The sequence below is a fragment of the Spirosoma validum genome, assembly GCF_014699035.1.
In the GTDB taxonomy this organism is placed as follows: Bacteria; Bacteroidota; Bacteroidia; order Cytophagales; family Spirosomataceae; genus Spirosoma; species Spirosoma validum.
Window position 1 is genome coordinate 251,486 of sequence record NZ_JACXAA010000002.1, and the last position, 21,108, is coordinate 272,593.

Annotated in this window: 19 protein-coding genes; 11 read left to right on the forward strand and 8 right to left on the reverse strand. The window is 48.2% G+C overall.

The window, feature by feature from the left end; translation table 11 throughout:
- Nucleotide 1: 1 nt before the first annotated feature.
- The 5 genes from truB to IC230_RS05945 all read left to right on the forward strand — a co-directional run bounded on the left by truB (nucleotide 2) and on the right by IC230_RS05945 (nucleotide 3,966).
- Nucleotides 2-727, forward strand: coding sequence for a tRNA pseudouridine(55) synthase TruB (gene truB / locus IC230_RS05925; RefSeq protein WP_191038062.1), 726 nt, complete (start codon nucleotides 2-4; stop codon nucleotides 725-727).
- 39 nt (nucleotides 728-766) lie between these two features.
- On the forward strand, nucleotides 767-1,702 hold the full coding sequence (locus tag IC230_RS05930; protein WP_191038063.1) for a bifunctional riboflavin kinase/FAD synthetase: 936 nt from the start codon (nucleotides 767-769) through the stop codon (nucleotides 1,700-1,702).
- A gap of 143 nt (nucleotides 1,703-1,845) precedes the next feature.
- Nucleotides 1,846-2,700 (forward strand): IS982 family transposase, encoded by an 855-nt coding sequence (locus IC230_RS05935; protein WP_191038604.1) that lies wholly within the window; start codon nucleotides 1,846-1,848, stop codon nucleotides 2,698-2,700.
- 150 nt (nucleotides 2,701-2,850) lie between these two features.
- A complete protein-coding gene (locus IC230_RS05940) occupies nucleotides 2,851-3,270 on the forward strand; it encodes an SRPBCC family protein (protein ID WP_191038064.1) in 420 nt (139 codons plus the stop codon).
- Nucleotides 3,271-3,480: 210 nt separating this feature from the next.
- Nucleotides 3,481-3,966 (forward strand): MarR family winged helix-turn-helix transcriptional regulator, encoded by a 486-nt coding sequence (locus IC230_RS05945; RefSeq protein WP_191038065.1) that lies wholly within the window; start codon nucleotides 3,481-3,483, stop codon nucleotides 3,964-3,966.
- On the opposite strand, the gene IC230_RS05950 is transcribed toward IC230_RS05945, so the two are convergent.
- Nucleotides 3,963-5,201, reverse strand: coding sequence for a BaiN/RdsA family NAD(P)/FAD-dependent oxidoreductase (locus tag IC230_RS05950; protein WP_191038066.1), 1,239 nt, complete (start codon nucleotides 5,199-5,201; stop codon nucleotides 3,963-3,965). The two genes, IC230_RS05945 and IC230_RS05950, sit on opposite strands and share 4 nt — an antisense overlap.
- Nucleotides 5,202-5,358: 157 nt before the next feature.
- On the opposite strand from IC230_RS05950, the gene IC230_RS05955 reads away from it, so the two are divergent.
- Complete coding sequence (locus IC230_RS05955; protein WP_191038067.1) at nucleotides 5,359-6,426, forward strand: DNA/RNA non-specific endonuclease; 1,068 nt, start codon at nucleotides 5,359-5,361, stop codon at nucleotides 6,424-6,426.
- 71 nt (nucleotides 6,427-6,497) lie between these two features.
- Here IC230_RS05955 and IC230_RS05960 read toward each other — a convergent pair whose 3' ends face one another.
- The 4 genes from IC230_RS05960 to fmt form a co-directional block, all read right to left on the reverse strand.
- Nucleotides 6,498-7,016: a hypothetical protein gene (locus IC230_RS05960; protein WP_191038068.1), complete on the reverse strand. Its 519-nt coding sequence runs from the start codon at nucleotides 7,014-7,016 to the stop codon at nucleotides 6,498-6,500.
- Nucleotides 7,017-7,185: 169 nt separating this feature from the next.
- Nucleotides 7,186-7,692 carry a dihydrofolate reductase gene (locus IC230_RS05965; protein WP_191038069.1) on the reverse strand — a complete coding sequence of 169 codons (507 nt, stop codon included), beginning with the start codon at nucleotides 7,690-7,692 and terminating at the stop codon, nucleotides 7,186-7,188.
- A 15-nt stretch (nucleotides 7,693-7,707) separates the two neighbouring features.
- Nucleotides 7,708-8,694, reverse strand: coding sequence for a polysaccharide deacetylase family protein (locus IC230_RS05970; protein WP_191038070.1), 987 nt, complete (start codon nucleotides 8,692-8,694; stop codon nucleotides 7,708-7,710).
- Nucleotides 8,695-8,772: 78 nt separating this feature from the next.
- Entirely contained in the window at nucleotides 8,773-9,696 is a 924-nt protein-coding gene (fmt, locus tag IC230_RS05975) for a methionyl-tRNA formyltransferase (RefSeq protein ID WP_223860361.1), read from the reverse strand.
- A 389-nt stretch (nucleotides 9,697-10,085) separates the two neighbouring features.
- On the opposite strand from fmt, the gene greA reads away from it, so the two are divergent.
- From greA to IC230_RS05990, 3 genes are all read left to right on the forward strand, one after another.
- A complete protein-coding gene (gene greA, locus IC230_RS05980) occupies nucleotides 10,086-10,559 on the forward strand; it encodes a transcription elongation factor GreA (protein WP_191038071.1) in 474 nt (157 codons plus the stop codon).
- A gap of 126 nt (nucleotides 10,560-10,685) precedes the next feature.
- A complete protein-coding gene (locus IC230_RS05985) occupies nucleotides 10,686-11,075 on the forward strand; it encodes an HIT family protein (RefSeq protein ID WP_191038072.1) in 390 nt (129 codons plus the stop codon).
- Nucleotides 11,076-11,213: 138 nt separating this feature from the next.
- The gene (locus IC230_RS05990) at nucleotides 11,214-14,921 is read left to right on the forward strand and encodes a zinc-dependent metalloprotease (RefSeq protein WP_317171766.1); all 3,708 of its coding nucleotides are present in this window, start codon (nucleotides 11,214-11,216) and stop codon (nucleotides 14,919-14,921) included.
- 70 nt (nucleotides 14,922-14,991) lie between these two features.
- Here the strand turns inward: IC230_RS05990 and IC230_RS05995 are convergent, their stop codons facing one another.
- From IC230_RS05995 to IC230_RS06005, 3 genes are all read right to left on the reverse strand, one after another.
- Nucleotides 14,992-16,500: a tagaturonate reductase gene (locus tag IC230_RS05995; RefSeq protein ID WP_191038073.1), complete on the reverse strand. Its 1,509-nt coding sequence runs from the start codon at nucleotides 16,498-16,500 to the stop codon at nucleotides 14,992-14,994.
- Between the two features lie 229 nt (nucleotides 16,501-16,729).
- Entirely contained in the window at nucleotides 16,730-17,722 is a 993-nt protein-coding gene (locus tag IC230_RS06000; protein WP_191038074.1) for a sugar kinase, read from the reverse strand.
- A 154-nt stretch (nucleotides 17,723-17,876) separates the two neighbouring features.
- Nucleotides 17,877-19,223: an MFS transporter gene (locus IC230_RS06005; protein WP_191038075.1), complete on the reverse strand. Its 1,347-nt coding sequence runs from the start codon at nucleotides 19,221-19,223 to the stop codon at nucleotides 17,877-17,879.
- Nucleotides 19,224-19,360: 137 nt separating this feature from the next.
- Here IC230_RS06005 and uxuA point away from each other — a divergent pair, with 137 nt between their 5' ends.
- Complete coding sequence (gene uxuA, locus IC230_RS06010) at nucleotides 19,361-20,560, forward strand: mannonate dehydratase (protein WP_191038076.1); 1,200 nt, start codon at nucleotides 19,361-19,363, stop codon at nucleotides 20,558-20,560.
- A 58-nt stretch (nucleotides 20,561-20,618) separates the two neighbouring features.
- Complete coding sequence (locus IC230_RS06015; protein ID WP_223860363.1) at nucleotides 20,619-21,071, forward strand: Uma2 family endonuclease; 453 nt, start codon at nucleotides 20,619-20,621, stop codon at nucleotides 21,069-21,071.
- Nucleotides 21,072-21,108: the final 37 nt, after the last annotated feature.

A 21,108-nucleotide genomic window follows, 5' to 3' on the forward strand; every position in this document is an offset into this window, starting at 1 on the left:
GTTGGAACAACTAACCCCTCCATCCGATCCCGGTCAGGTAATTTTAATTGATAAACCGCTGACCTGGACATCGTTCGACGTAGCGAATAAGCTTAAATACGCCTGTAAATTCAAAAAAATTGGTCATGCCGGTACGCTCGATCCCCTGGCTACGGGGCTACTGATTCTTTGCACTGGAAAGATGACGAAGCAGATCGACCAGTACCAGGCGCAGGAGAAAGAATATACCGGTACGCTGGTTCTGGGAAAAACTACGCCTTCCGTCGATCTGGAAACTACGTTCGATGCGGAATTTGATACGACCGGCATTGCGGCTGAGCAGATTCAGGAAGCCGCTCGCCAATTGACTGGTATTATCCTGCAAGTCCCTCCAATTTATTCGGCCGTTCGCGTAAATGGTGAGCGACTTTATGAAAAAGCCAGACGGGGCGAAACCGCCGATCGGGTTGAGGGTGGCATCAAAGCACGCGAAGTGACTGTCTCCACGTTTGAAGTCAATACCGAACGCTTCCCGGAAGTAGACTTTCGTATTGTTTGCTCCAAAGGCACGTATATTCGCAGCCTGGTACGTGACCTGGGGTTACTGCTGAACAATGGAGCGTATATGAGTAGTTTGCGCCGAACCCGTATCGGTAATTTCCGGGTAGAAGACGCGCACACCCTGGAAGACTTTATTGAAACGTGCCGGACAATTAATCAACAGTCGTCAGCCAGCAATCAAGAGTAGGTAACGGACTTACTGACGACTGTTGGCGATCAATTACAAATGATTATTTACAGAGGTATTTCGGATATTCAGCCACTGCCCAATGCTGTTGTCACCAGTGGGACGTTCGACGGGGTTCATCGCGGCCACCAGACGATTCTGACCCGACTAACGGAAGTTGCCAGACTGAACGGGGGCGAATCGGTGCTCATTACGTACTGGCCACATCCGCGCACGGTTATTTCAAGCGATAGCACCAATCTGAAGTTACTGACTACGCTGGACGAAAAAATCGAACTGCTCGATCAGGCGGGGGTCGATCATCTGGTTATTATTCCCTTTACGCGCTCATTTTCCCAACTAACGTCTGAGGAGTACATCCAGCAAATTCTGGTTGAGAAAATTGGAACGAAAAAACTGGTGATTGGTTATGATCACCGCTTTGGTCGCGATCGGGAAGGGGGATTCGATTACATTAAAGCGCACCAAAGCGAGTATGGTTTTGACGTTGAAGAGATTCCTCGTCAGGACATAGACGCTGTGGGCGTAAGTTCATCCAAAATCCGGACGGCGTTGAATGCTGGAAATGTGCATACCGCTAACCAGTTCCTGGGACGTCCGTATAGTCTAACCGGCACGATCATAAAAGGGCGGCAACTCGGCCGGACGATTGGCTTTCCGACGGCTAACCTGCAGGTCGATGATCCGGCCAAACTCATTCCCGGCAATGGCGTCTACGCGGTTGATGTCGAATATGCGGGAGAAACCCTCGCCGGAATGCTCAATATCGGCTTCCGGCCGACCGTGGCGGGTACTAATCAGACGATCGAGACGTATATTTTTGACTTTGATAAAGATATTTACGGGGAGCACATGACCCTAAAGTTTCGAGAGTTTCTGCGCCCGGAACAAAAGTTTGATGGTTTGCCTGCGCTGGTAGCGCAACTTAAGCAAGACGAGGAAACAGCTAGAGGCATACTTAAGAACGGCAGATAGTTTCCTTAAAATAATGCTTATAATTCTCTAATTAATCTAAGTTGTATGAAAGTAGCTTGATGCGAATACAAGCGAAAAGACATAGCCAAGGGCAAGAAGTACCTTTGAGGTGCGAAAACATCAGTAACCCGCTCCGACTATGTCTGAAAAAGTATTGGCAATTTACTGCCGCTTCGGCGGTCCGATTTCTGGATGATTTCTTTCTGGAAACCAATCATCCAGGCTCCATTAAGCCACAAGCAAAACCCAAAGTGCCTGACAGCATCGTGTTGACTACCGCCATTATATCGGCTCGCTTCTTTGGGGGAAACCAAGCTTCGGCCATGCTCTATATGACCGACAAGCAAGGGATTGGCATGCTGGAAAAGTCGGCCTTTAATCGACGGTTGCATCGACTGGCTCACACTCTGAGTGCCTTGTTTTATTATCTAGCTGACTTCTTCAAAGCCCTCAATTTGAGTAGTCAGCACGTGATTGATTCGTTTCCCGTACCGGTTTGTGATAATATTCGTATCAGCCGCTCGCGGCTGGTCAAGGGAGAAGAGTACCGAGGCAAAATTGCCTCCAAACGACGTTTTTTCTATGGTTTCCGGGTACAAGTAGTCACTACAAGTACTAAGCAACCAGTGCAGTTTTTTGTTCTTCCCGGTTCATACGCGGATGTAACCGCGCTTCAATTGATGCATTTGCACTTGCCAATGGGTAGCGAGGTATTTGGCGATTCGGCCTATACAGATTACAAACAGGAAGAACTCTACGCTGATGGTGAGCAGATTTATCTGCAAATTCAACGCAAGAGTAACAGTCATCGGGTTGATCCTATTTGGGTAGCAGCTTACAAGAAAATGCGTCGTCAGGCAATCGAGCAGGCCTTTAGTCAGGTCAAGTTGCGGTTTCCTCAAAAGATTCATGCCGTCACGGAAGCGGGCTTTCTAATCAAACTTGTCTTGTTTTTACTGGCCTATACACTCGAAACAAACTTGTATCATACAACTTAGATTAATTAGTAAGCATTTATTAATCAACTCGTCTTCTGACTTCCACCTAATTATAAATCTGAAAAACGATTGCCTAATTAGAGTTGTATATTATAAGTAAACATATTATATTTGTATTGATAATATAATAGTTTACTAAAAATTAAGATTATGTGGGCACAATCGTATTCAATCACGACAAGAGAAGTGACAAAAGAGCAAATGTGGAAGTTGTTATCCGATGTCAACAATTGGCATACATGGGACAAAGGAGTTGAATTTGCAAAGCTTGAAGGGAAATTCGAACAGGGCAACCATTTTAAGTTCCAACCCAAAGGGGGGCCAAAATTGAAAATTGGAATAGCTGAAACAATTGAAAACCAGAAGTTTGTCGATCAGACCAATTTTCCGTTAGCAACAATGTATGGTGAGCATACATTTGAAGAAACACCACATGGACTAAAAATCACAACGACAATGAAGGTTGAAGGCGTTTTAGGTTTTCTATGGAGAAAAGTTGTGGCTCAAAAAATTGTCGAGGGTTTACCAGGCGATATGCGGGAGCAAATCATAGCCGCGTCAAAACTATAAGTATGACAAAATACCTCTAGATGGCCAATACGTTTATACGTTACAGAAGAAATGCGTGGTTTTATGAGTGCGTGGAAACACTACTTCTCCCGTTAATTGATCAACTTCATTTTATCTGGAACAAAAAATCTTGGGGAGCCGTCTTTCGATCCGGTTTCATCGAAATTCAGACAGATGATTTTAACTTAATCGAGTCTAAAATGCTACCAAATGAAAGCAATGGATAATCCATTTAGTGTCGAACGGGCTGAAGATAGTCCGGGTTTTCTGCTGTGGCAGGTAACGAATTTATGGCAACGGGAAATAAAAAAAGCGCTTGAACCGTTTGGTCTGACCCACTCGCAGTACGTTTTACTGGCTAGTATTCATTGGCTCACGCTAAATCAACAGGAGGTAACTCAAATCATTCTGTCAGCGCATACCAAAATCGACCCGATGACAACATCAACTGTATTGCGGACCTTGCAAGCCAGAAGCTTGTTACAAAGGCATGAGCATTCGACCGATACCCGTGCCAAAACGGTAGCCCTTACAGATGCTGGCAAGGTGGTTATTAAGGAAGCGATAAAAATCGTGGAGCAGTTTGACGCCAATTTTTTCAATATACTTGGCACGGCTACCTCCGATTTTAATCAGAAACTCATTGCCCTGTTGCGACAACCTGATGCAATTACAGAAAGAACTAAAGTTGACTAAAGGCCAATATGTTTCCCCGCTACGTAGCCAGTCGTCCAGGCACTCTGGAAGTTAAATCCTCCTGTGATACCATCTACATCCAGCACTTCGCCCGCAAAAAATAAACCCTTATGGGCTTTACTTTCAAGGGTTTGCGGATGCAGGCTATCAAAGTCAATTCCGCCACACGTAACGAATTCGTCTTTGAACGTACTCTTGCCTACGACCTGAAACGGACTGTTCGTTAGTCGTTCAGATAGCCGGTTTAGCGGTTTGGCCGGAAGGTCGGCCCAGCGTTGCATGTCTGAAATACCGGCTTCTGCCGTTAGTGCCTGCCAAAGCCGGGTAGGCAAACCCAATGGGTTTTGCGAGACGACCTGCTTACGACCGTTTTGCTGACGAAAATCCTGTAAGGTATTGCGTAACTGCTGATCGTTCAGCGTGGGCACCCAGTTTATCCGGAGCGTAAAGCGGTATTGAACATTGGCCAGGTCACGGGCGGCCCAGGCCGATAAACGTAGTATCGCCGGACCACTAAACCCCCAGTGAGTGAGCAGTAATGGGCCTCGCTGCTCCTGTTTCGTTCCAACAATAGACACCTTGGCATCCTGTACCGAAACGCCTGCCAGAGGGAGTAAATGGCTGTCGGGAACGTTGAACGTAAATAAAGACGGAACCGGTGACAGCACGGGCTCGGTTTGTTCGGGAAGCCAGCCGTAGGCCGAAAGCTGTGGATAACCACCCGTAGCCACTAAAACACGATCGGTCTGCAGCGTTTCCTCACTTAACAGATTCAAGGTCCAGCCAGCTTGCTGCGTAGGTGAGTTGCTGCGCGATAGGGTTGAAACACCACAACTGGTCCGTACCTGAATGCCTAATCGACGGGCTGTCGTAAGGAGGCAATCGACAATGGTGTCGGACGTATTGCTTGTCGGGAACATGCGACCATCGGCTTCCGTTTTGAGCGGCACGCCCCGATCCTCGAACCAGCGGACGGTAGCAGCAGCATCAAACTGAGTCAGCAGCGAACGTAACGATTTGTCGCCCCGTGGATAATGTTTTATTAACTGTCGGTTATCGAAACAGGCGTGGGTCACATTGCAACGACCTCCTCCTGAAATACGGACTTTATTCAGAACCGTGCGGTTTTTTTCGAGGATGGTAACGGTAGAACCTGGAAACGTTTCGGCGGCAGTGATGGCACCGAAAAAACCGGCTGCTCCGCCACCAATTACGGTAATATTCAACGAGGACATAAAACCGGAACAGTGATTTGCCGGTTGTAGTTCGCCCTGATCATGTGTATACTTTAGCGAGTCTGATGTCAATAATACAGCCTTGAAAAAATCCGTTCTGCTGCTTTATTCGTTAGTTATCGGTAAACAACACCTTCCTTTTCGTAAGTTTGTGTCTATGCACTTCAAACCACGATTTTCGGTTAATACCTATCGTCGCCGGGGATTTCGTTTGCGCGGTAATACGCTTATTCTGCTGTTAATTTTCTTTCTCATTGGTCTCTTTCTGCATTATGGCGGCCAGACCAAACCTGTAGTTGCCTTCTGGAATGACTTACGGCAGGTAATTGGGTTGGGGAAATCCAGGTCAGAAAGGGAAGAGAATAACCCTTACAAAGCCCCTGAACCTCGACAATCTGATCCGTCGACCGACGTAGCGACGGATGATCAGGGGGGTAACGTATCGGATCAAAGTGAGGTTAGTGACAAAGGGGGCAACACTACGTCGACACGACCGTCGAGAACGATACGGTTTGATTTCGAGAAGCAAGTCGACTTTTTGCTTCCTGCCGTTCAGCCCGGCGATCAGGTTATTCGGCACGAAGGTTTTACGCTACGGTACCGCGACGAGTACAAAGATGCCGACTGGGTAGCGTATCCGTTGCTGGATTATGAAATTACTGGCGATGCCGAACGTAAAAACGAACAATTTCAGCCCGATCTATCGGTCGTAAATGGTACGGCTCTCTCCTCCGATTATACCCGTTCCGGCTACGATCGAGGTCATTTAGCACCAGCCGGTGATTTTAAGTTTTCGCAACGGATCATGCGGGAAACGTTCTTCATGAGCAACATTACGCCCCAAGTACCGCAGTTCAATCGTGGTATCTGGAAGGAGCTGGAAGAGCAGATTCGGAGGTGGGCCGTACGTGATAACGGTTTATACGTACTAACAGGTCCCGTACTAAAACCTGGATTACCGACCATTGGCCGGAATAATGAGATAAGCGTACCCGAGCAATTTTATAAAGTAATTCTATACTGCAACAAACCCGACATTCGGATGATTGGCTTCCTGCTCAAAAACGAGCCATCCGATAGCTCGATCAAGCAATTTGTCGTGCCGGTCGATCAGATTGAAAAAGTAACCGGCATCGACTTCTTTCCCAAACTTCCTGATGATCTCGAACGGCAGCTAGAAAGTAAAAGCCGGAGCGACATGGTGGAGGAGTGGTTTAGCTATTAAGCATTTTTGTCGTGTCAGCTTAACTGACCGGCATTGACGATGTGCTTTGGCTGTTTCCTGCAATGCTGCCTTTATCTATTCAGGAAGTAATCTCGGAAACGGTGTAATTCGTCTTGTTCGATTTCTGTATACTTGTTAAAAATTCGGTTACCAACCTGACTCTTCAACGCAGAAATACCAACGTCGATAAGCCGAAGGTCCTGTTCAGTCAGTAGAATATTGTCGAAAGCCAGCCCATCAAGATCGGATGGACGTTTTAACTCTCGATGGACGAACCCCGATTTATGCAGTTGTTCCAGTTCGTGAGCAAATACGTCATACCACAATTCCCGACGTTCAATCTCATAGGCTCGATAGTCAATTGGACGTATCCGCTCCATAATTAGCATTTCAGCCTGTAGTTCATCGCTATAGTCCAATCGGACGAACTTGACAACTAAGTCGTTGATGACGTTTGCAAATTTCATTTTTTCAGCCTCAGACCCTATATCAGAGCGCGTGTCACCTGTAAACAGCTTGGCGACTTCGGTATCTGATAGTGCGATAACGGCATTGTTGGCTCCCGCCGATAATTGACGTGGGTATTTCATGATTTATAGCGCTAGCGAATCAGCGAATATATCCAGGTGTTATTCATTAGCCTGTTCCGCATAACAAAAATCGAGATAACTACACGACCTACATTTGCCTTTATCGATCCAAGCATGCCCAATGTTCGGCAGCAACCATGCGCTAATTCTTTAAATCCTGTGAAAAAACTCATATTCGCTCATACTCCACAAAATCAAACGAAGCCGCGTGTCGACCATCGGTAGGGTGATGTTGACGACTGATTTCCCGCCATTCATGTTTATCAAACGACGGGAAATACGTATCGCCTTCGTACGTCTGGTGAATTTCGGTCAGGTAGAGCGTAGTGGCAATAGGCATAGCCATTTTATAAATTTCAGCGCCACCAATCACAAAGATTTCGTTGGACTGGTAGCGTTGTTCATCCACCTTTTGGGCTTCGACAATCGCTTCGTCCAGCGTATGAACAATGGTTACGCCTTCAGCCGTAAAGGCTGGATTCCGAGTAATAACAATACTGGTGCGGTTACGTAGCGGTTTTCCAAGCGCTTCCAGCGATTTACGTCCCATAATGATGGCATGATGACTGGTTTTCTGTTTGAAAAACGCAAAATCATCCGGCAAATGCCAGGGCATGTCGTTATCGCGACCAATAATTCCGTTCTTTGCTACAGCAGCAATGAGACTTATTTTCATATGTAATTCACTCATTCACAATTTACTACGTCGTTCCATTAACTCGCGCCAGGTTGTCACGATGATGCCTTCTTTGTCGATAAACGCTTTCAGAGCCGGGTCCATCATGGTCAACATGTCGCCTTTGCGGGATTGACCTGAACTGCTGATTTGATCGAACGTTGGCGTAGGATCTGTGCAGTGCATGATCAGATACGTTAATCCTGGCTTTATTGAATTAAGAAGCTCAATGAATTTCTGCGTTTTAAATTTCTGTAAAGCTTCGTTTGTTGCACCCGCTGGTAAATTGTGGCTGGTAATACTGCCATCCAGATCGTCCAGAACGGGCAGGCCCGCGTCCCAGAGTTGTTTGCCAACTTGTTTAATTAATTGCTGCCGATCAGCCGGTACGTTATTGGCTTTGATAATCAGCGAAGCATGGCCGCCCGGAAATAGAATTGGAATTTTCTCTTCCATCGCCAGTTTGACGTATCGTGGCAGAAATTTTGGCTCGAATAACGTACCCATGTGTGAATCCATGTGCGTAGGCTGAATACCAAACGAGCGGTATCGAGCTAACTGTGCCCGAATTTCGGCTTCAACTTCATCGGCCGATGCGTGTTCAACCACCTGTGCCACAGTGTGCCAGAATGCCCCTTGTTCATCACACAAACCCGGAGCTTTATCTTTGCCGACCAGCGGAAACCATCGGTAATTCTTCCATTCGGAGGTGAGTGTCAGGTGAACGCCCGCATCGACCTTCGGATGTGTTCTGAGGTAATCGAAAAAATGCGGTACCCAGCCACAGGGCATCATAACGCTAGTTGAACTGGCTATCCCTTTGTCAATCGCATTTATCGTTCCGACGTTCGATTCATAACTCATGCCGGCATCATCGACGTGCAGAATGACTACCTTTTTACCTTTCGGAAACCCCAGCTTTTCTGCGTAGGTCTCCGGTTGCGCATTGACTGTTGCGTGTCCGATAGCGGTAAAGAAGAAAAGAATCAGAACTAGTTTCATGAAGATGTAGTCTGGACGGCCACGTCCGGGTCAAGCAAACGTTTTTCCGAACCCGAACGTGGCCGTCCAGGCTACTTTCTAAAGTTTATTCCCCCGCAAAAACTCCTCGGCACTCATACGTCGTTTACCCTCTGCCTGCAACGTATCGATCTGCAACCAACCGTCGGCTGCCCGAACCAAAAACGTTTTTTTAGTATCCGTGTAAGCCTGCCCTGGCTCAGCCGCAAATGGCGACTCATTAGCCAGGGAAACCTCATAGATCTTAAACTGCTTTCCGTTGATCTGCGTCCAGGCCGATGGGTAAGGCGACAACCCCCGCACGAAGTTCCGAACCTGAAGAACCGACTGGTTCCAGTTGATTTCCGTTGTTTCGCGGCTCAGTTTCGGAGCTGGTTTCTGCTCGGCGACAGCGGGCTGGGGAGTACGTGGGTATTCACCTGCTTCGATGGCTCTAACGGTTTTCAGAACCAGATTAGCTCCTCGTTCCATCAGTCGGTCATGCAACGTTCCGGCGCTGTCATCCGGATAAATGGGTTCGGTATCCTGAAAAATCATCTGGCCCGTATCAATTTCTTTTTCGATGAAGAACGTCGTGACACCAGTTTCGGTCTCCCCGTTGATGATCGCCCAGTTGATCGGTGCAGCACCCCGATAATAGGGTAACAGCGAGCCATGTAAATTGAACGTACCGATGGTCGGCATGGCCCAGACTACCTCGGGCAGCATTCGGAAAGCGACAACCACTTGCAGATCAGCCTGGTAACTGGCCAACTGTTCCAGGAAGGCTGGATCGCGTAGTTTTTCGGGTTGAAGAATGGGTAAATTAGCCGCTTCAGCCGCTTTCTTAACGGGTGAAGGCGTCAGCTGTAAACCACGACCCGATGGTCGGTCGGGGGCCGTAACGACAGCAACAACCTGGCAACCTGCGCCGAGGAGACGCTGGAGGCTGGTGACGGCAAAATCGGGCGTACCCATGAACACGATGCGGAGTGGCTGAGACATAATTGAGACTAATAAATGTAAATGACGATTGATGAGCGATCGGGGCCTGGGCTGATCGAAGCCGTAAACGTCATTCAAAATTCATAGATAGACGTATACTCGGTTTTTATTGAACCTGCCCGACAGGTGTTGATATAGCCGGGAAGTATTTTTACTTTTGCCTGTCAAAGGCACCGCGTCAGACTCTGACCGGGCAATAAATGAATTCGTTTATGCGACGAACTATTTATTATTTTCCTGAACCGCTCGCTTCGGAAATCCGACGGCGACGCTGACGCGACTGCAAAGAAAACCAATTTGGTTGCAGAACGGTCGGTGTACCGTTCTTTTTGTTTTTACGGAGTGATCCAAATCAATATGAATAAACAAGGGTAATAGAGTTAAGTATCATGGGAAAAATTTCATATTATACCGAAGAAGGACTCAATCGGCTCAAAGCAGAGTTGAATGATCTGAAAACCAAAGGCCGTACCGCCATAGCACACCAGATTGCCGAAGCGCGCGATAAAGGAGATCTTAGTGAAAATGCTGAATATGACGCTGCTAAAGATGCCCAGGGGCTTCATGAACTAAAAATATCGAAACTTGAAGAAGTACTATCCAACGCTCGTATTCTGGACGAATCGACGATTGATGCTTCGCAGGTTTCCGTGCTGTCGAAAGTGAAAATCAAGAATAAGAAGAACGGTGCTGAAATGACGTACACGTTAGTTTCGGAAGAGGAAGCGGATCTGAAAGCAGGCCGGATCTCGGTGGGTTCACCTATCGGCAAAGGTTTGTTAGGAAAGCGCGTTGGTGACATGGCTGAAATCAAAGTACCAGCTGGTGTGCTGGAGTTTGAAGTCATTGACATCGCCCGTTAAAACAAAGGAAGAATGATAAATTATGAACGGTAACGTAGTATCTCATCAGGCGGAATTATCGCTTTGCTTCGGCGGTCTGACGGCGACCCGGTCATAATTTATCATTCATAATTCATCATTACCTTCATGGCTTCTATCTTCTCACGTATCGTTACTGGGGAAATTCCGTCGCACAAGATTGCCGAAACGGATGACTACCTCGCTTTCCTGGACGTAATGCCGACGGCTGTGGGCCACACACTCGTCATTCCCAAAAAAGAGGTAGATTATATTTTTGACCTGGATGATGACTTGTATACGGGTCTGATGGCCTTTGCCAAAAAAATTGCCCCTGCTATAGAGAAAGCTGTTCCCTGCAAACGTATCGGTGTAGCTGTTGTTGGGCTGGAAGTACCTCACGCCCACGTCCATCTGATTCCGTTGAATTCAATGGCGGACATGAATTTTCATAACAAACTGAAGCTGAGTCAGGAAGAACTGGCGGCAACAGCAGAAAAAATCCGGTCGTTTCTTTAGTAAACATTAGTTGTTAGTTGATGGGGCAGAAAATATACTTTTCTGCCCCATTTTTATTGAATCGATAGTAAATTTTAATCAATAATGAATTTACCGTAATAGAAAAGGTTGAACGAATTCTAGACGCTTCCCGCTTTAGTGAGAAAAAATTATACGCTTGGTTTATTCGTCTTACTGCTACTTTCCTGCATTCACGCATCTGCTCAAACACTACTGCCCTGTGGTGTAGACGGTCGACACTTACCCGACAGTACTGTTCGATTAATGGGGCAGTTGCCTCGATTGATAGCTGACCAACGCGCTCGTGAAGCCGCGGGCGAACGTAACACATGCCGGTTAGCCGTTGAGATCGATTCTGATACGTATCGGGAGTTCGAAAAGGATACAAACCGTATTCGCCGTTACGTTCTAAGTCAGGTTTCGCGCGTCTCGAAGGTTTTTGAACGCGAGATCAATACGCAGTTGGTCGTGGTAAATATCCACATCTGGAAAGATACCGAGCCAGACCCTTACCGGGGCGAGTTTGATGCGTTTAAGCTGTTCTCACTCTTTTGGAGTACGTGGGAAGCCGGTTTCAAGCAGATAACGTATGACAAACGAATCTACCTCTTCACGAAATACACAAGTGGCGCTTCGGGCGTCGGCGGAGGTGTTCAAGCCATATCACAGCTAAATACGCATATTATCGCCCACGAACTGGGGCATTGTTTCGATTCACCCCATACCCATAGCTGTTACTGGCCCGGTGGTCCAATCGATTATTTCTCTACCATCGAGGGAGACTGCTATTCCGGATCATTACAAAATTCGCTGGGCACGATCATGAGCTATGGGTACAATCATTTGCTCAGCTTTCATCCCTTGTGTCAGGCCCTGATGACAAACCATGCTGTTAAGACTTTACCGAAGCTGGTGGCTCCCAGTCAGGTACCGGTGTTGCCTGATCAGCTGACTTTGTCCGGTAACCCTTATTTATACTGGAATGGGCAGCCGATGGCGGAGCGGTATGATCTTGATATCGCTTCTGATGCCGGATCTACTCAGAATAAGGTTAGCGATACGACTCAGGTTAATGGATACGACATGAGTCGATTCAATGTTGGCCAAACGTATTACGTCAGGGTTCGGGCTGTTAACCGATTTGGCTTGTCTGGCTGGTCAGCTTCCTGCCAGCTTCGGATAGGACAGCCAGGGGCCATCCCCGCTCCGACATTATTTTCGCCCGTTCAGGATCAGTGGCTTACGGTTACTACGTCAGTTAATCAGCGAGTATCTATAGTACCGGTAGCCAGCGCCACAGCCTACGAGGTGCAGTTTGTGCGCCCAATTGATGATCAGTTTATAACGCCGGTTAATCAGGGTACGTATTCGGAAACTTCTTTCACGATTCCTGCCTGGTTGACCGGCACTGTTCTCTGGCGGGTTCGGGCTGTTGTTGCCGGACAAAAAGGCCCCTGGTCATCAACAGGACGATTTGTGATCAATAAGCCCTATGCTGTTATTGTTCCGTTTGACATCACCCAGCCGACTCCTTTAAAATTTCCTTATCAATACACCATCAGCAATTATACGTCTGGTATTTATAATCTGACGATTCAGACTACCGTAGCGACCGATACGCTGTTTACAAAGCCTACGTTTACCAAAACCGTTCGTCACAACGGATGGGCGATCAATGGGATGATTGACAAGCTCTTACCCAACACACAGTATTATCTGAAAGTTGAAGAAATCAACGACCAGCTGTCACCTGAGCATCCGGCAGGTGTAGTGTCACGACGCATTCAACCGTTCAGGACAGGCACGAATGAGCTGTCATCCCAGTGGACATTCATCAACAGCGGAACAGATGCTAAGTGGCCTCAGGGATTAGTGTCCCGGGGAAGTTATATGAAAGTAGCCACCACCGCCGATGCGGCTTACGTAACGAATGCCGATGGTCTGGTACGTATCAGTCAGGACAGTCTTACCTGGCAGCCGCTTAGTCGTGACGCAACGAATGGACAACTGGGGAACATGGATCAACTGGTCGATATGGATCAGGCTGGCAACCTATGGAGTTCAAACAGGCTGTCCGTCAATGTCTATGAAAACGGGTACCCGGTCCCTTACTTTCAGGTGGGTAAATGGGTCGAAAAAACACGTAGTCTTGTGGAACGCCAAACCAACAAGCAGGTCCTGTATTTTTTAGGCTATGAGGCTAACAATCGTCTTTTTTACTCACAAACAGGGCTGTATCAGCGTTCAGGTGACAACATAACGGAAGTATATAATTTTCCAGGAAAAGAGTTCAGGAAGTTAGTGGGACGTGCTGGCGTAATCTGGGTATTGTTCCGTGACTACACTACGTCCACCAACGAACTGCTACGTTACAATACGATAACTCGCACGGCGGACGTCTTTTCGATGAATAACACGCCCCAGTTAGGTAAATTTCTGGATAATCTGACAATAGATGGCTCCGGCAACGTATGGGTTTCACAAATCAACACGGCTTCTCCCGCTCTGGTACTAGCGAAATTCGATGGACAGAGTTGGACGAGTTATAGCGGCCCAAGAGATGTCAATTCATTTGTTTTTTCTCTAGCCAGTGACCCTGCCGGTATCCTGTATGTCGTCAGCGGTACGAATGGTACGCCTGGTCTCTACAAATTCAATGGCAAAACCTGGCAGAAGCTGACGGATATGCCTTTCAGTAGCTCAATCGGTTCTATGGCGGTTGATGCACGGGGCAATGTTTGGTTCAACGGCGATTTTCAACTGATACGATATGCTTCCTGTATGACTAAACCGGCTAAACCTACCGTAACGGCCACAAAGCAATTGATTGAAGCTGGCCAGAGCGTGACCTTGCAGGCAACGGGCTGCTCAAATTTGCTTTGGTCCTGGCGTGATAAAAATGGTTCTGTTAATGATCAGTTGTTGCCGGGAGCTAACCCGCTTGTTGTAAATCCATTGGTCAATACGACGTACCGCAGTCGGTGTTATGAAGATGGGTGTGCTGGCGAGGCTACAACGCTCGACGTAACCCTATTACCGAAACTGGCCCTGTATAATTTGACTAAAAACACAAGCTGCCAGGGAGATTCACTAAAGGCTGCATTTACGCTGGATGGCGAAGTGGCCGCTACCAACCAGTTTTCATTCGTTGTAAAAACGGGAACGCAGACAACCCTTCTTCCCGCTTCGATACGTAGTTCAGGTCTGGTCGCAAAACTACCGGTTTCGCTGGCTGCCGGCCAGTACGTCGTTTACGCACAGACTACCGAGCCGACGGTGCGTAGTCGCGACTCATTGCAACTAACGGTCCTGGCTGCGCCTACAGCTGAACTGAGCAGTGATAAAGTAACCCTTGTTCCCGGCGATAGCGCCCGCGTGTCGATAACCCTGTCAGGACTGGCTCCCTGGCGGTTCGTCCGTTGGGATAATCAGGTAATTCAGACTGCTGTTTCGCCGTATGCCTACGTATTGAAAGCCACTCAGCCTATCAACTATAATCTGTTCATCAGTACGTTGAGTGACGCAAACTGTAGCGTTGGAACGGTTAAAAATTCGTTAGTGGTCAGTGCCATGCTTTTAGCCAGCGAACCGCTGGTAAGGGATGGGATTATGGTTTATCCGAATCCGACGAGCAATCAGCTGCTGATTGAGTTAAAACCGGGTACTGCTCCTTTGTCAGGGCTCGGTTTGTGGGACAGCCAGGGACGCGCCGTTGGTCAGAAGCGCTTATCGAATCGGCCGCGCCAAGACGAGTGGGATATGAGCGGACTGCCAGCCGGACAGTACATCCTACGTATCGAAACGCAGGATGGCGGAGTCGCTAACTGGAAAGTAATCAAGCAGTAAAAAAATGTTGGTCATAAAAAAGCCCCACCTGTGCTGGCGGGGCTGAGAAAGAGACTATAGATCATCCGCTTTACGAAACGGCCTTTGCCAACGTCTTCTCGGCACCGTTCGAGAGCAAGGCGTTCAGGTGCTGGGTAACAGCGCTGACAAAGCCAGGCAAAGCCGTCAGATCAGTTTGCCAGAGTGCTGGGTCTGATAAAACGCTTTTCACAAATTTCTCTACCGTCGCGGGCGAACTGGCTTTCACAATTTTCCAGTCGCCGTAAAAATAACCGGCTTTGTCGTCGCGAATGGGGTACGTAATCTTTCCGTCGTTGGCTACGGCGATCTCTCCAAAAAACTGACCGTCTTTTTCCTTTACTGCTTTCATAAACAGCAAATAGGCGGCAAACCCCAGGGCTATATGTTTTGGGGCGGCATTAAATTTCTCATAATATCGTTGAATAGTCGCTACGTTCCGGGCCTGCATTTTGGCCGTTTCCTGTAATGAGATATTGAGCAGTAAATGATCGAGGTGCGGGTTGCGGAACCGATCCAGTACGTCATGGGCGAACTGTTTAACGGCTGCTTTATCCATACCGGGTGTGTCATAATCAGGCACCGTCGGAACGATTTCATCCAGCATGAGCGACTCTACGAACTTGCTCATGGTTGGGTGGTTCATCTCATCAGCTACGGTTTCCAGGCCCAGCAGATAACCCAAAGGCATCGTGAGTGTATGCGTACCGTTTAGCACCCGCAGTTTGCGTTCCCGATAAAAATTAATGTCTTCATCGATAATGATTTGGGGCGTACTGGCATCCGCAAAACTGAGCATTTGTCGAACACGGTCGTCACCTTCAATGGCCCACAGATGATACGGTTCGGTCATGGTTAGCAGCTCATCGTCGTAACCCACTTCCTGCTGGATAGCCTGCTTCGCTTCGTCGGTAGGACGCGTTACAATCCGATCGACGAGCGAATTGCAGAAACGAACGTGAAACTTAAGCCACTTAGTGAACAGTTTACCCAGCTCGTTGAATTGGGCCAGTTTTTCAACCGCTTCCCGAAGTTTCAGTCCGTTGTCGGTAACCAGCTCAGTTGGAATGACCACCAATCCCTTCGCTTTCGAACCACCCACGCTCCGGAAACGCTCGTACAGAAAGGCCGTTAGCTTAGCTGGAAATGACTGGGGCGGACTCTGAAAAATACTTTCTTCCACATAATCCAGTCCAACTTCAGTGGTATTGGAAATGATGATCTGCAACTTTGGGTTACGGGCCAGCATCAATACCTGGCTCCACTGCGTTTTGGCGGCTAATACGCGACTAATAGCCGAGACCACGCTTGTTTCGGCTACGTCCTGACCCTGCTGCACTCCACGAACAGCCACGGTATATAAGTTGTCCTGATCGGAGAATTCATCTGTTTGACTATCGGTCGATTTAACAACAACGATAGAGCCCTCGAATCGTCCCTGGGCGTTAGCTTGCTGTACTAAATAATCCGGCAAACCACGTAGTAAAACACCGGTGCCGAATTGAAGAATTTTTTCAGGAAAAGAGGGAGCGGGGTGGGTTGAACGAGTAAGCTTGGCCATAGTTGGACGAAAGACAGTCTGCTCAGTAAGCATTAGTCGTGTTGACTTAACGAATAGCTAAAACTGAAAGTTAGTGTTGGAATTCTTATAATTTAGCAATATTACGAACTCAAATCGTTAACCCTATCGTCTGGGGTGGAAATTCATAGTAAGCGGTCTTTCTTTCAAAAAAAGGTGTTGATCCCTGCCCGCTATGTTCTTTTTAATAACCTGGATCGATGCCTAACAGTTATCGTTTGAGTTTCCCTGAGCTATCGCCCTTTTCCAGTGTTTCCACCTCCGACACAGTGGCCAGATTCACATCGCCGGGAATGGTGTGTTTGAGGGCGGAAGCGGCTGCGCCAAACTCAACGGCTCGGTGCAGATCGCCGAAGGTCAGTAAGCCATAAATAAGTCCTGCGATGTACGCGTCGCCCGTGCCGATCCGGTCAGTGATGGGTCGGATATCGTAAACGCGGGATTTGTAAACCTCTTTTCCATCGAATAGTTTAGCCGACAGTTGATTGTGCGACGCACTGATCGAGTTCCGTTTTGTGTCGGTTATGTACCGGATATTGGGAAACCGCTTCATCATGGCATGACCCGCTTCCTGAAACGAACTACCAATCACGCCATACAATTCTGAAAAAAGCCCTTTGCTTCCCAAAATAAGCGTACAACCTTCGGTTATGGCGGGCATAATCTCCTGCGGAGTACGGCCATACTGCCACAGATTACTGCGATAAACAATATCGCCTGAAACCGGAACGCCCAATCGATTCGCTGTTTGAATACCTGCTAATAAACAATCTGCCGCACCTTGCGAGAGGGCAGGGGTGATACCCGTCCAGTGAAACCAGGAGGCTCCGGCCAGAACGGTTTCCCAGTCGATCTCATCCGGACGAATTCGCGCAAAAGCGGAATCGACCCGGTCATAAATAATTTGACTGGCCCGGCTGCCAGCACCCGTTTCCAGAAAGTAAAGTCCCAGTCGACCGTCACCGTAACGGATGTATTCGGTACTGACATCGTATTTTCGAAGGTAACCTGCTGCCGCCCGACCGAGCGAATGGTCAGGAAATCGTGTCACGTGGGCTGCCTGTAAACCAAATTGAGCTAAGGATACGGCTACGTTTGCTTCCGTACCACCGAAATGCATCCCCAACGAGTCGGTCTGCGTGAACCGCTCAACGCCCGGTGGACTGAGCCGGAGCATGACTTCACCAAAAGTGACAATTTTCATATCAAATCAATACGTAAGAGTGGAGGTACTGTATCTGGTTTTGAAGCTGTTTAACTTTTTGCATTAGTAGCGTTTCTGCCATCGGGATGATAGAAAAACGATTAGGGTTCAATTTTAGAAAGTTCAAACAACCCCTTTATCAGAGCGTCACTCGTTAAATAAACTGATTACTTTTCTCTAATTCTTCGGCCTTGACAGGCTCCAGCTTAGGTAAGACCAAATGAATAATAATTAACGCCAGCAGGTACGTGCAACTGGCGATGATAAACATCGGTAAATACCCAAAAGCCGTAATGATACGTCCGGCCAGCAGGGCAAGCAAAATACCACCTACAGCGCCAAACATACCCCCAATCCCCGTTACGGATGCAACTACATTTTTTGGAAACAGATCAGACGCGAAGGTGTACATATTCGCGGCCCATCCCTGGTGGGCGGCTGTCGCCAGGGAGATTAAGGCAATGGCAACGGTCAGACTACTTGTCTGCGCAGCAAAGAAAATCGGTACTACGCATAAGGCGCAGATTAACAGGGTTGTTTTGCGAGCCCGATTCGCTGACCAGCCCCACCGCATAAACTGCGTACTGAGCCAACCGAAGAAAATACTGCCAGCGTCTGAAACAACGTAAATAATCAGAAACGGAACCCCGAAACTTTTGAGGTCAAGCTTCTGATCGAGGGCGTCGTTTGAATTGAAAAAATCGGGTAGCCACGACATGAAAAACCACCAGATCGGGTCAGCCATGAACTTCCCGATGGCAAACGCCCAGGTCTGTTTGTAGCCCAGTAAACGAGCCCACGATACGTTCGCGCGGGGTACCTTTTCGCTATCGCTACGTATATAAGCCAGCTCGTCAGGGGAGAGTTTCGGGTTCCGTTCGGGTTTGCTATAGGTAAACCACCAGAAAATCAGGAGACCAAAACCGAGGAGGCCCGTTACCAGAAATGAACTCCGCCAGCCAAATTGCAGAATTACGTACGGGATGACAAGGGCTGTCAGAATGATGCCCACATTTGTTCCGGCATTGAAAAGGCCACTCGCAAAAGAGCGCTCGCGCCGGGGAAACCATTCGGCTATGGTTTTTATAGCCGCAGGAAAATTAGCCGCTTCTCCCAAACCCAGAAAAGCCCGCGTCCAGCGCAGACCGGTCATGTTGCCAACAAACGTCGTCAGTACGGCGGCAATACTCCAGACCAGAATACCCAACGAGAATCCCCGCTTCGTGCCGATGCGATCGATCAGCCAGCCAACCAGCAGAAAACCAATGGCATACGCGAATTTGAAAGCCGCATCGACATCCCCATACAATACTTTAAACCGGTCCGTAGCTTCTTTGGTGAGCGTAGCATCGGGCGCTATATCGAGCATTTCTTTGCGAAATACTTCATCGGTCATCGTGAAGGAGAGTACTTGCCGATCTATATAATTGATTGTCGTTGCCAGAAACAGCAAGGCAACGATGCGCCATCGAAAGCTGCCCGAAGTGGTCGGCGTTTGCAAAACAAATCAAGGTTTAGGGGAGAAAAGGCGGAAAGATAGCTTATATCTCAATAAGTTGGTCAGCCGATCCGCTCGTGCTTTAGAAAGTAACGGATCGGCTGACCAACTCACGAACCAATTAACTCACTGATTCCTTTATGCTTGAACAAACCTGGCGGTGGTTCGGTCCAAACGACCCCGTATCGCTCAATGATGTACGGCAGGCAGGTGCCACCGGTATCGTAACCGCTTTACACCACATCCCCAATGGCGAAGTCTGGTCCCGCAACGAAATCGCAACGCGGAAATCCGTCATCGAAAACCACCAGCTAACGTGGTCTGTTGTTGAAAGTATCCCCGTACACGAAGGCATTAAGACACGTACAGGCGATTTTCAGCGGTACATTAACAACTATAAAGAGTCCATTGTCAACCTGGCCGAAGAAGGGATCGATACGGTCTGTTACAATTTCATGCCTGTGCTTGACTGGACCCGTACGGATCTCGACTATCCTATGCCCGATGGCTCGACTGGTCTACGTTTCGACGCAACTGAATTTGCCGCTTTTGAGCTCTATATTCTTCAGCGGGTTGGCGCCGAATACCTCTATAACGATGAGCAGAAACGCCGGGCGAGGGCTCGACTCGATTCGATGACGGATGCGGAAGTGAAGCGCCTGACTCGAACCATCATTGCCGGGTTACCCGGTTCTGAAGAAAGTTATACGGTTGAGCGATTCCGCGACGCGCTCGCTACGTATGCGGACGTAGGTGATCGCGAGTTGCGCCAGAACCTGTACGCTTTCCTGCGCGAAATTGTGCCCGTAGCCGAGTCAGTAGGTGTTCGCTTAGCCATCCACCCCGACGATCCACCATATCCGATTCTGGGTTTACCCCGCGTAGTCAGTACTGAAGCCGACGCACGGGCGTTATTGGCGGCTGCCGATTCACCTGCGAATGGAATCTGCTTTTGTACCGGTTCTTACGGTGTTCGGGCGGATAATGATCTGGCCGGTATGGCTGAACGACTTGGTTCAAAAATTCACTTCATTCACCTGCGTAGCACCCAACGCGATGCCAACGACTATTTTGAGCGGGGAAGTTTTCAGGAAGCCAACCACCTCGAAGGCGACGTACCGATGGCTAACGTAATGCTGGCGCTATTGACTGAGCAGAAACGACGTCAGGCTGAAGGGCGCGCGGATCTGCAAATGCCTTTCCGGCCCGACCACGGTCATCGTATGCTCGATGATTTGACTTCGGGTAAACGTACCAATCCCGGTTATACGGCCATCGGCCGACTGCGCGGTCTGGCCGAGCTACGTGGTCTGATGCTGGGATTGTCGACCGAGCGGTAAATGCTACGTAACGATTTATGATAAATTAGTTATCTTGCGGTAGCTAAACCGCGTGGTTATGGAAGCGATTAATAAGCCAAAGCGACCTCCTCTTACTCCTGAACAGAAACAGCGTCGTGCCGAGCGTGCCCGATTACTCAAATCACTTGTGTATGAAATGTGGGACGGCAAACCCGTGTACTACGCGGGTTATGAAGACGTCCTGAAGGGTACTAAAACGGTTGAACAGCTTATGAGTTCGAGTATTTTGCAGAGTCGGTTAGCCGTTCGGCTATCTGCCTATTTGTTGTCGGTTCTAGATTTAAACATATACGATGTCTTAGGCAACGAGATTGGTGTTCAGTTTAAAAAAGGTGATTGGCGTGCCTGCGACGTAGCTGTTTTTGAGTTGAAGACGTTAGAGGGACAGGATGAAACAAAATACGCCTGGGTACCTCCTAGAGTGGCCATCGAAATTGATACGAAAGCTAACCTAAGTCATGTAGATTCTGAGTTTGATTATTATGAATAGAAGACGACCAAACTACTTGAATTCGGTGTCGAAAAAG

Coding starts and splice junctions, on each gene's coding strand:
- IC230_RS05930 (WP_191038063.1), top strand. CDS start 767: ATGATTATTTACAGAGGTATTTCGGATATTCAGCCACTGCCCAATGCT.
- IC230_RS05940 (WP_191038064.1), top strand. CDS start 2,851: ATGTGGGCACAATCGTATTCAATCACGACAAGAGAAGTGACAAAAGAG.
- IC230_RS05945 (WP_191038065.1), top strand. CDS start 3,481: ATGAAAGCAATGGATAATCCATTTAGTGTCGAACGGGCTGAAGATAGT.
- IC230_RS05950 (WP_191038066.1), bottom strand. CDS start 5,201: ATGTCCTCGTTGAATATTACCGTAATTGGTGGCGGAGCAGCCGGTTTT.
- IC230_RS05955 (WP_191038067.1), top strand. CDS start 5,359: ATGCACTTCAAACCACGATTTTCGGTTAATACCTATCGTCGCCGGGGA.
- IC230_RS05960 (WP_191038068.1), bottom strand. CDS start 7,016: ATGAAATACCCACGTCAATTATCGGCGGGAGCCAACAATGCCGTTATC.
- IC230_RS05965 (WP_191038069.1), bottom strand. CDS start 7,692: ATGAAAATAAGTCTCATTGCTGCTGTAGCAAAGAACGGAATTATTGGT.
- IC230_RS05970 (WP_191038070.1), bottom strand. CDS start 8,694: ATGAAACTAGTTCTGATTCTTTTCTTCTTTACCGCTATCGGACACGCA.
- fmt (WP_223860361.1), bottom strand. CDS start 9,696: ATGTCTCAGCCACTCCGCATCGTGTTCATGGGTACGCCCGATTTTGCC.
- greA (WP_191038071.1), top strand. CDS start 10,086: ATGGGAAAAATTTCATATTATACCGAAGAAGGACTCAATCGGCTCAAA.
- IC230_RS05985 (WP_191038072.1), top strand. CDS start 10,686: ATGGCTTCTATCTTCTCACGTATCGTTACTGGGGAAATTCCGTCGCAC.
- IC230_RS05995 (WP_191038073.1), bottom strand. CDS start 16,500: ATGGCCAAGCTTACTCGTTCAACCCACCCCGCTCCCTCTTTTCCTGAA.
- IC230_RS06000 (WP_191038074.1), bottom strand. CDS start 17,722: ATGAAAATTGTCACTTTTGGTGAAGTCATGCTCCGGCTCAGTCCACCG.
- uxuA (WP_191038076.1), top strand. CDS start 19,361: ATGCTTGAACAAACCTGGCGGTGGTTCGGTCCAAACGACCCCGTATCG.
- IC230_RS06015 (WP_223860363.1), top strand. CDS start 20,619: ATGGAAGCGATTAATAAGCCAAAGCGACCTCCTCTTACTCCTGAACAG.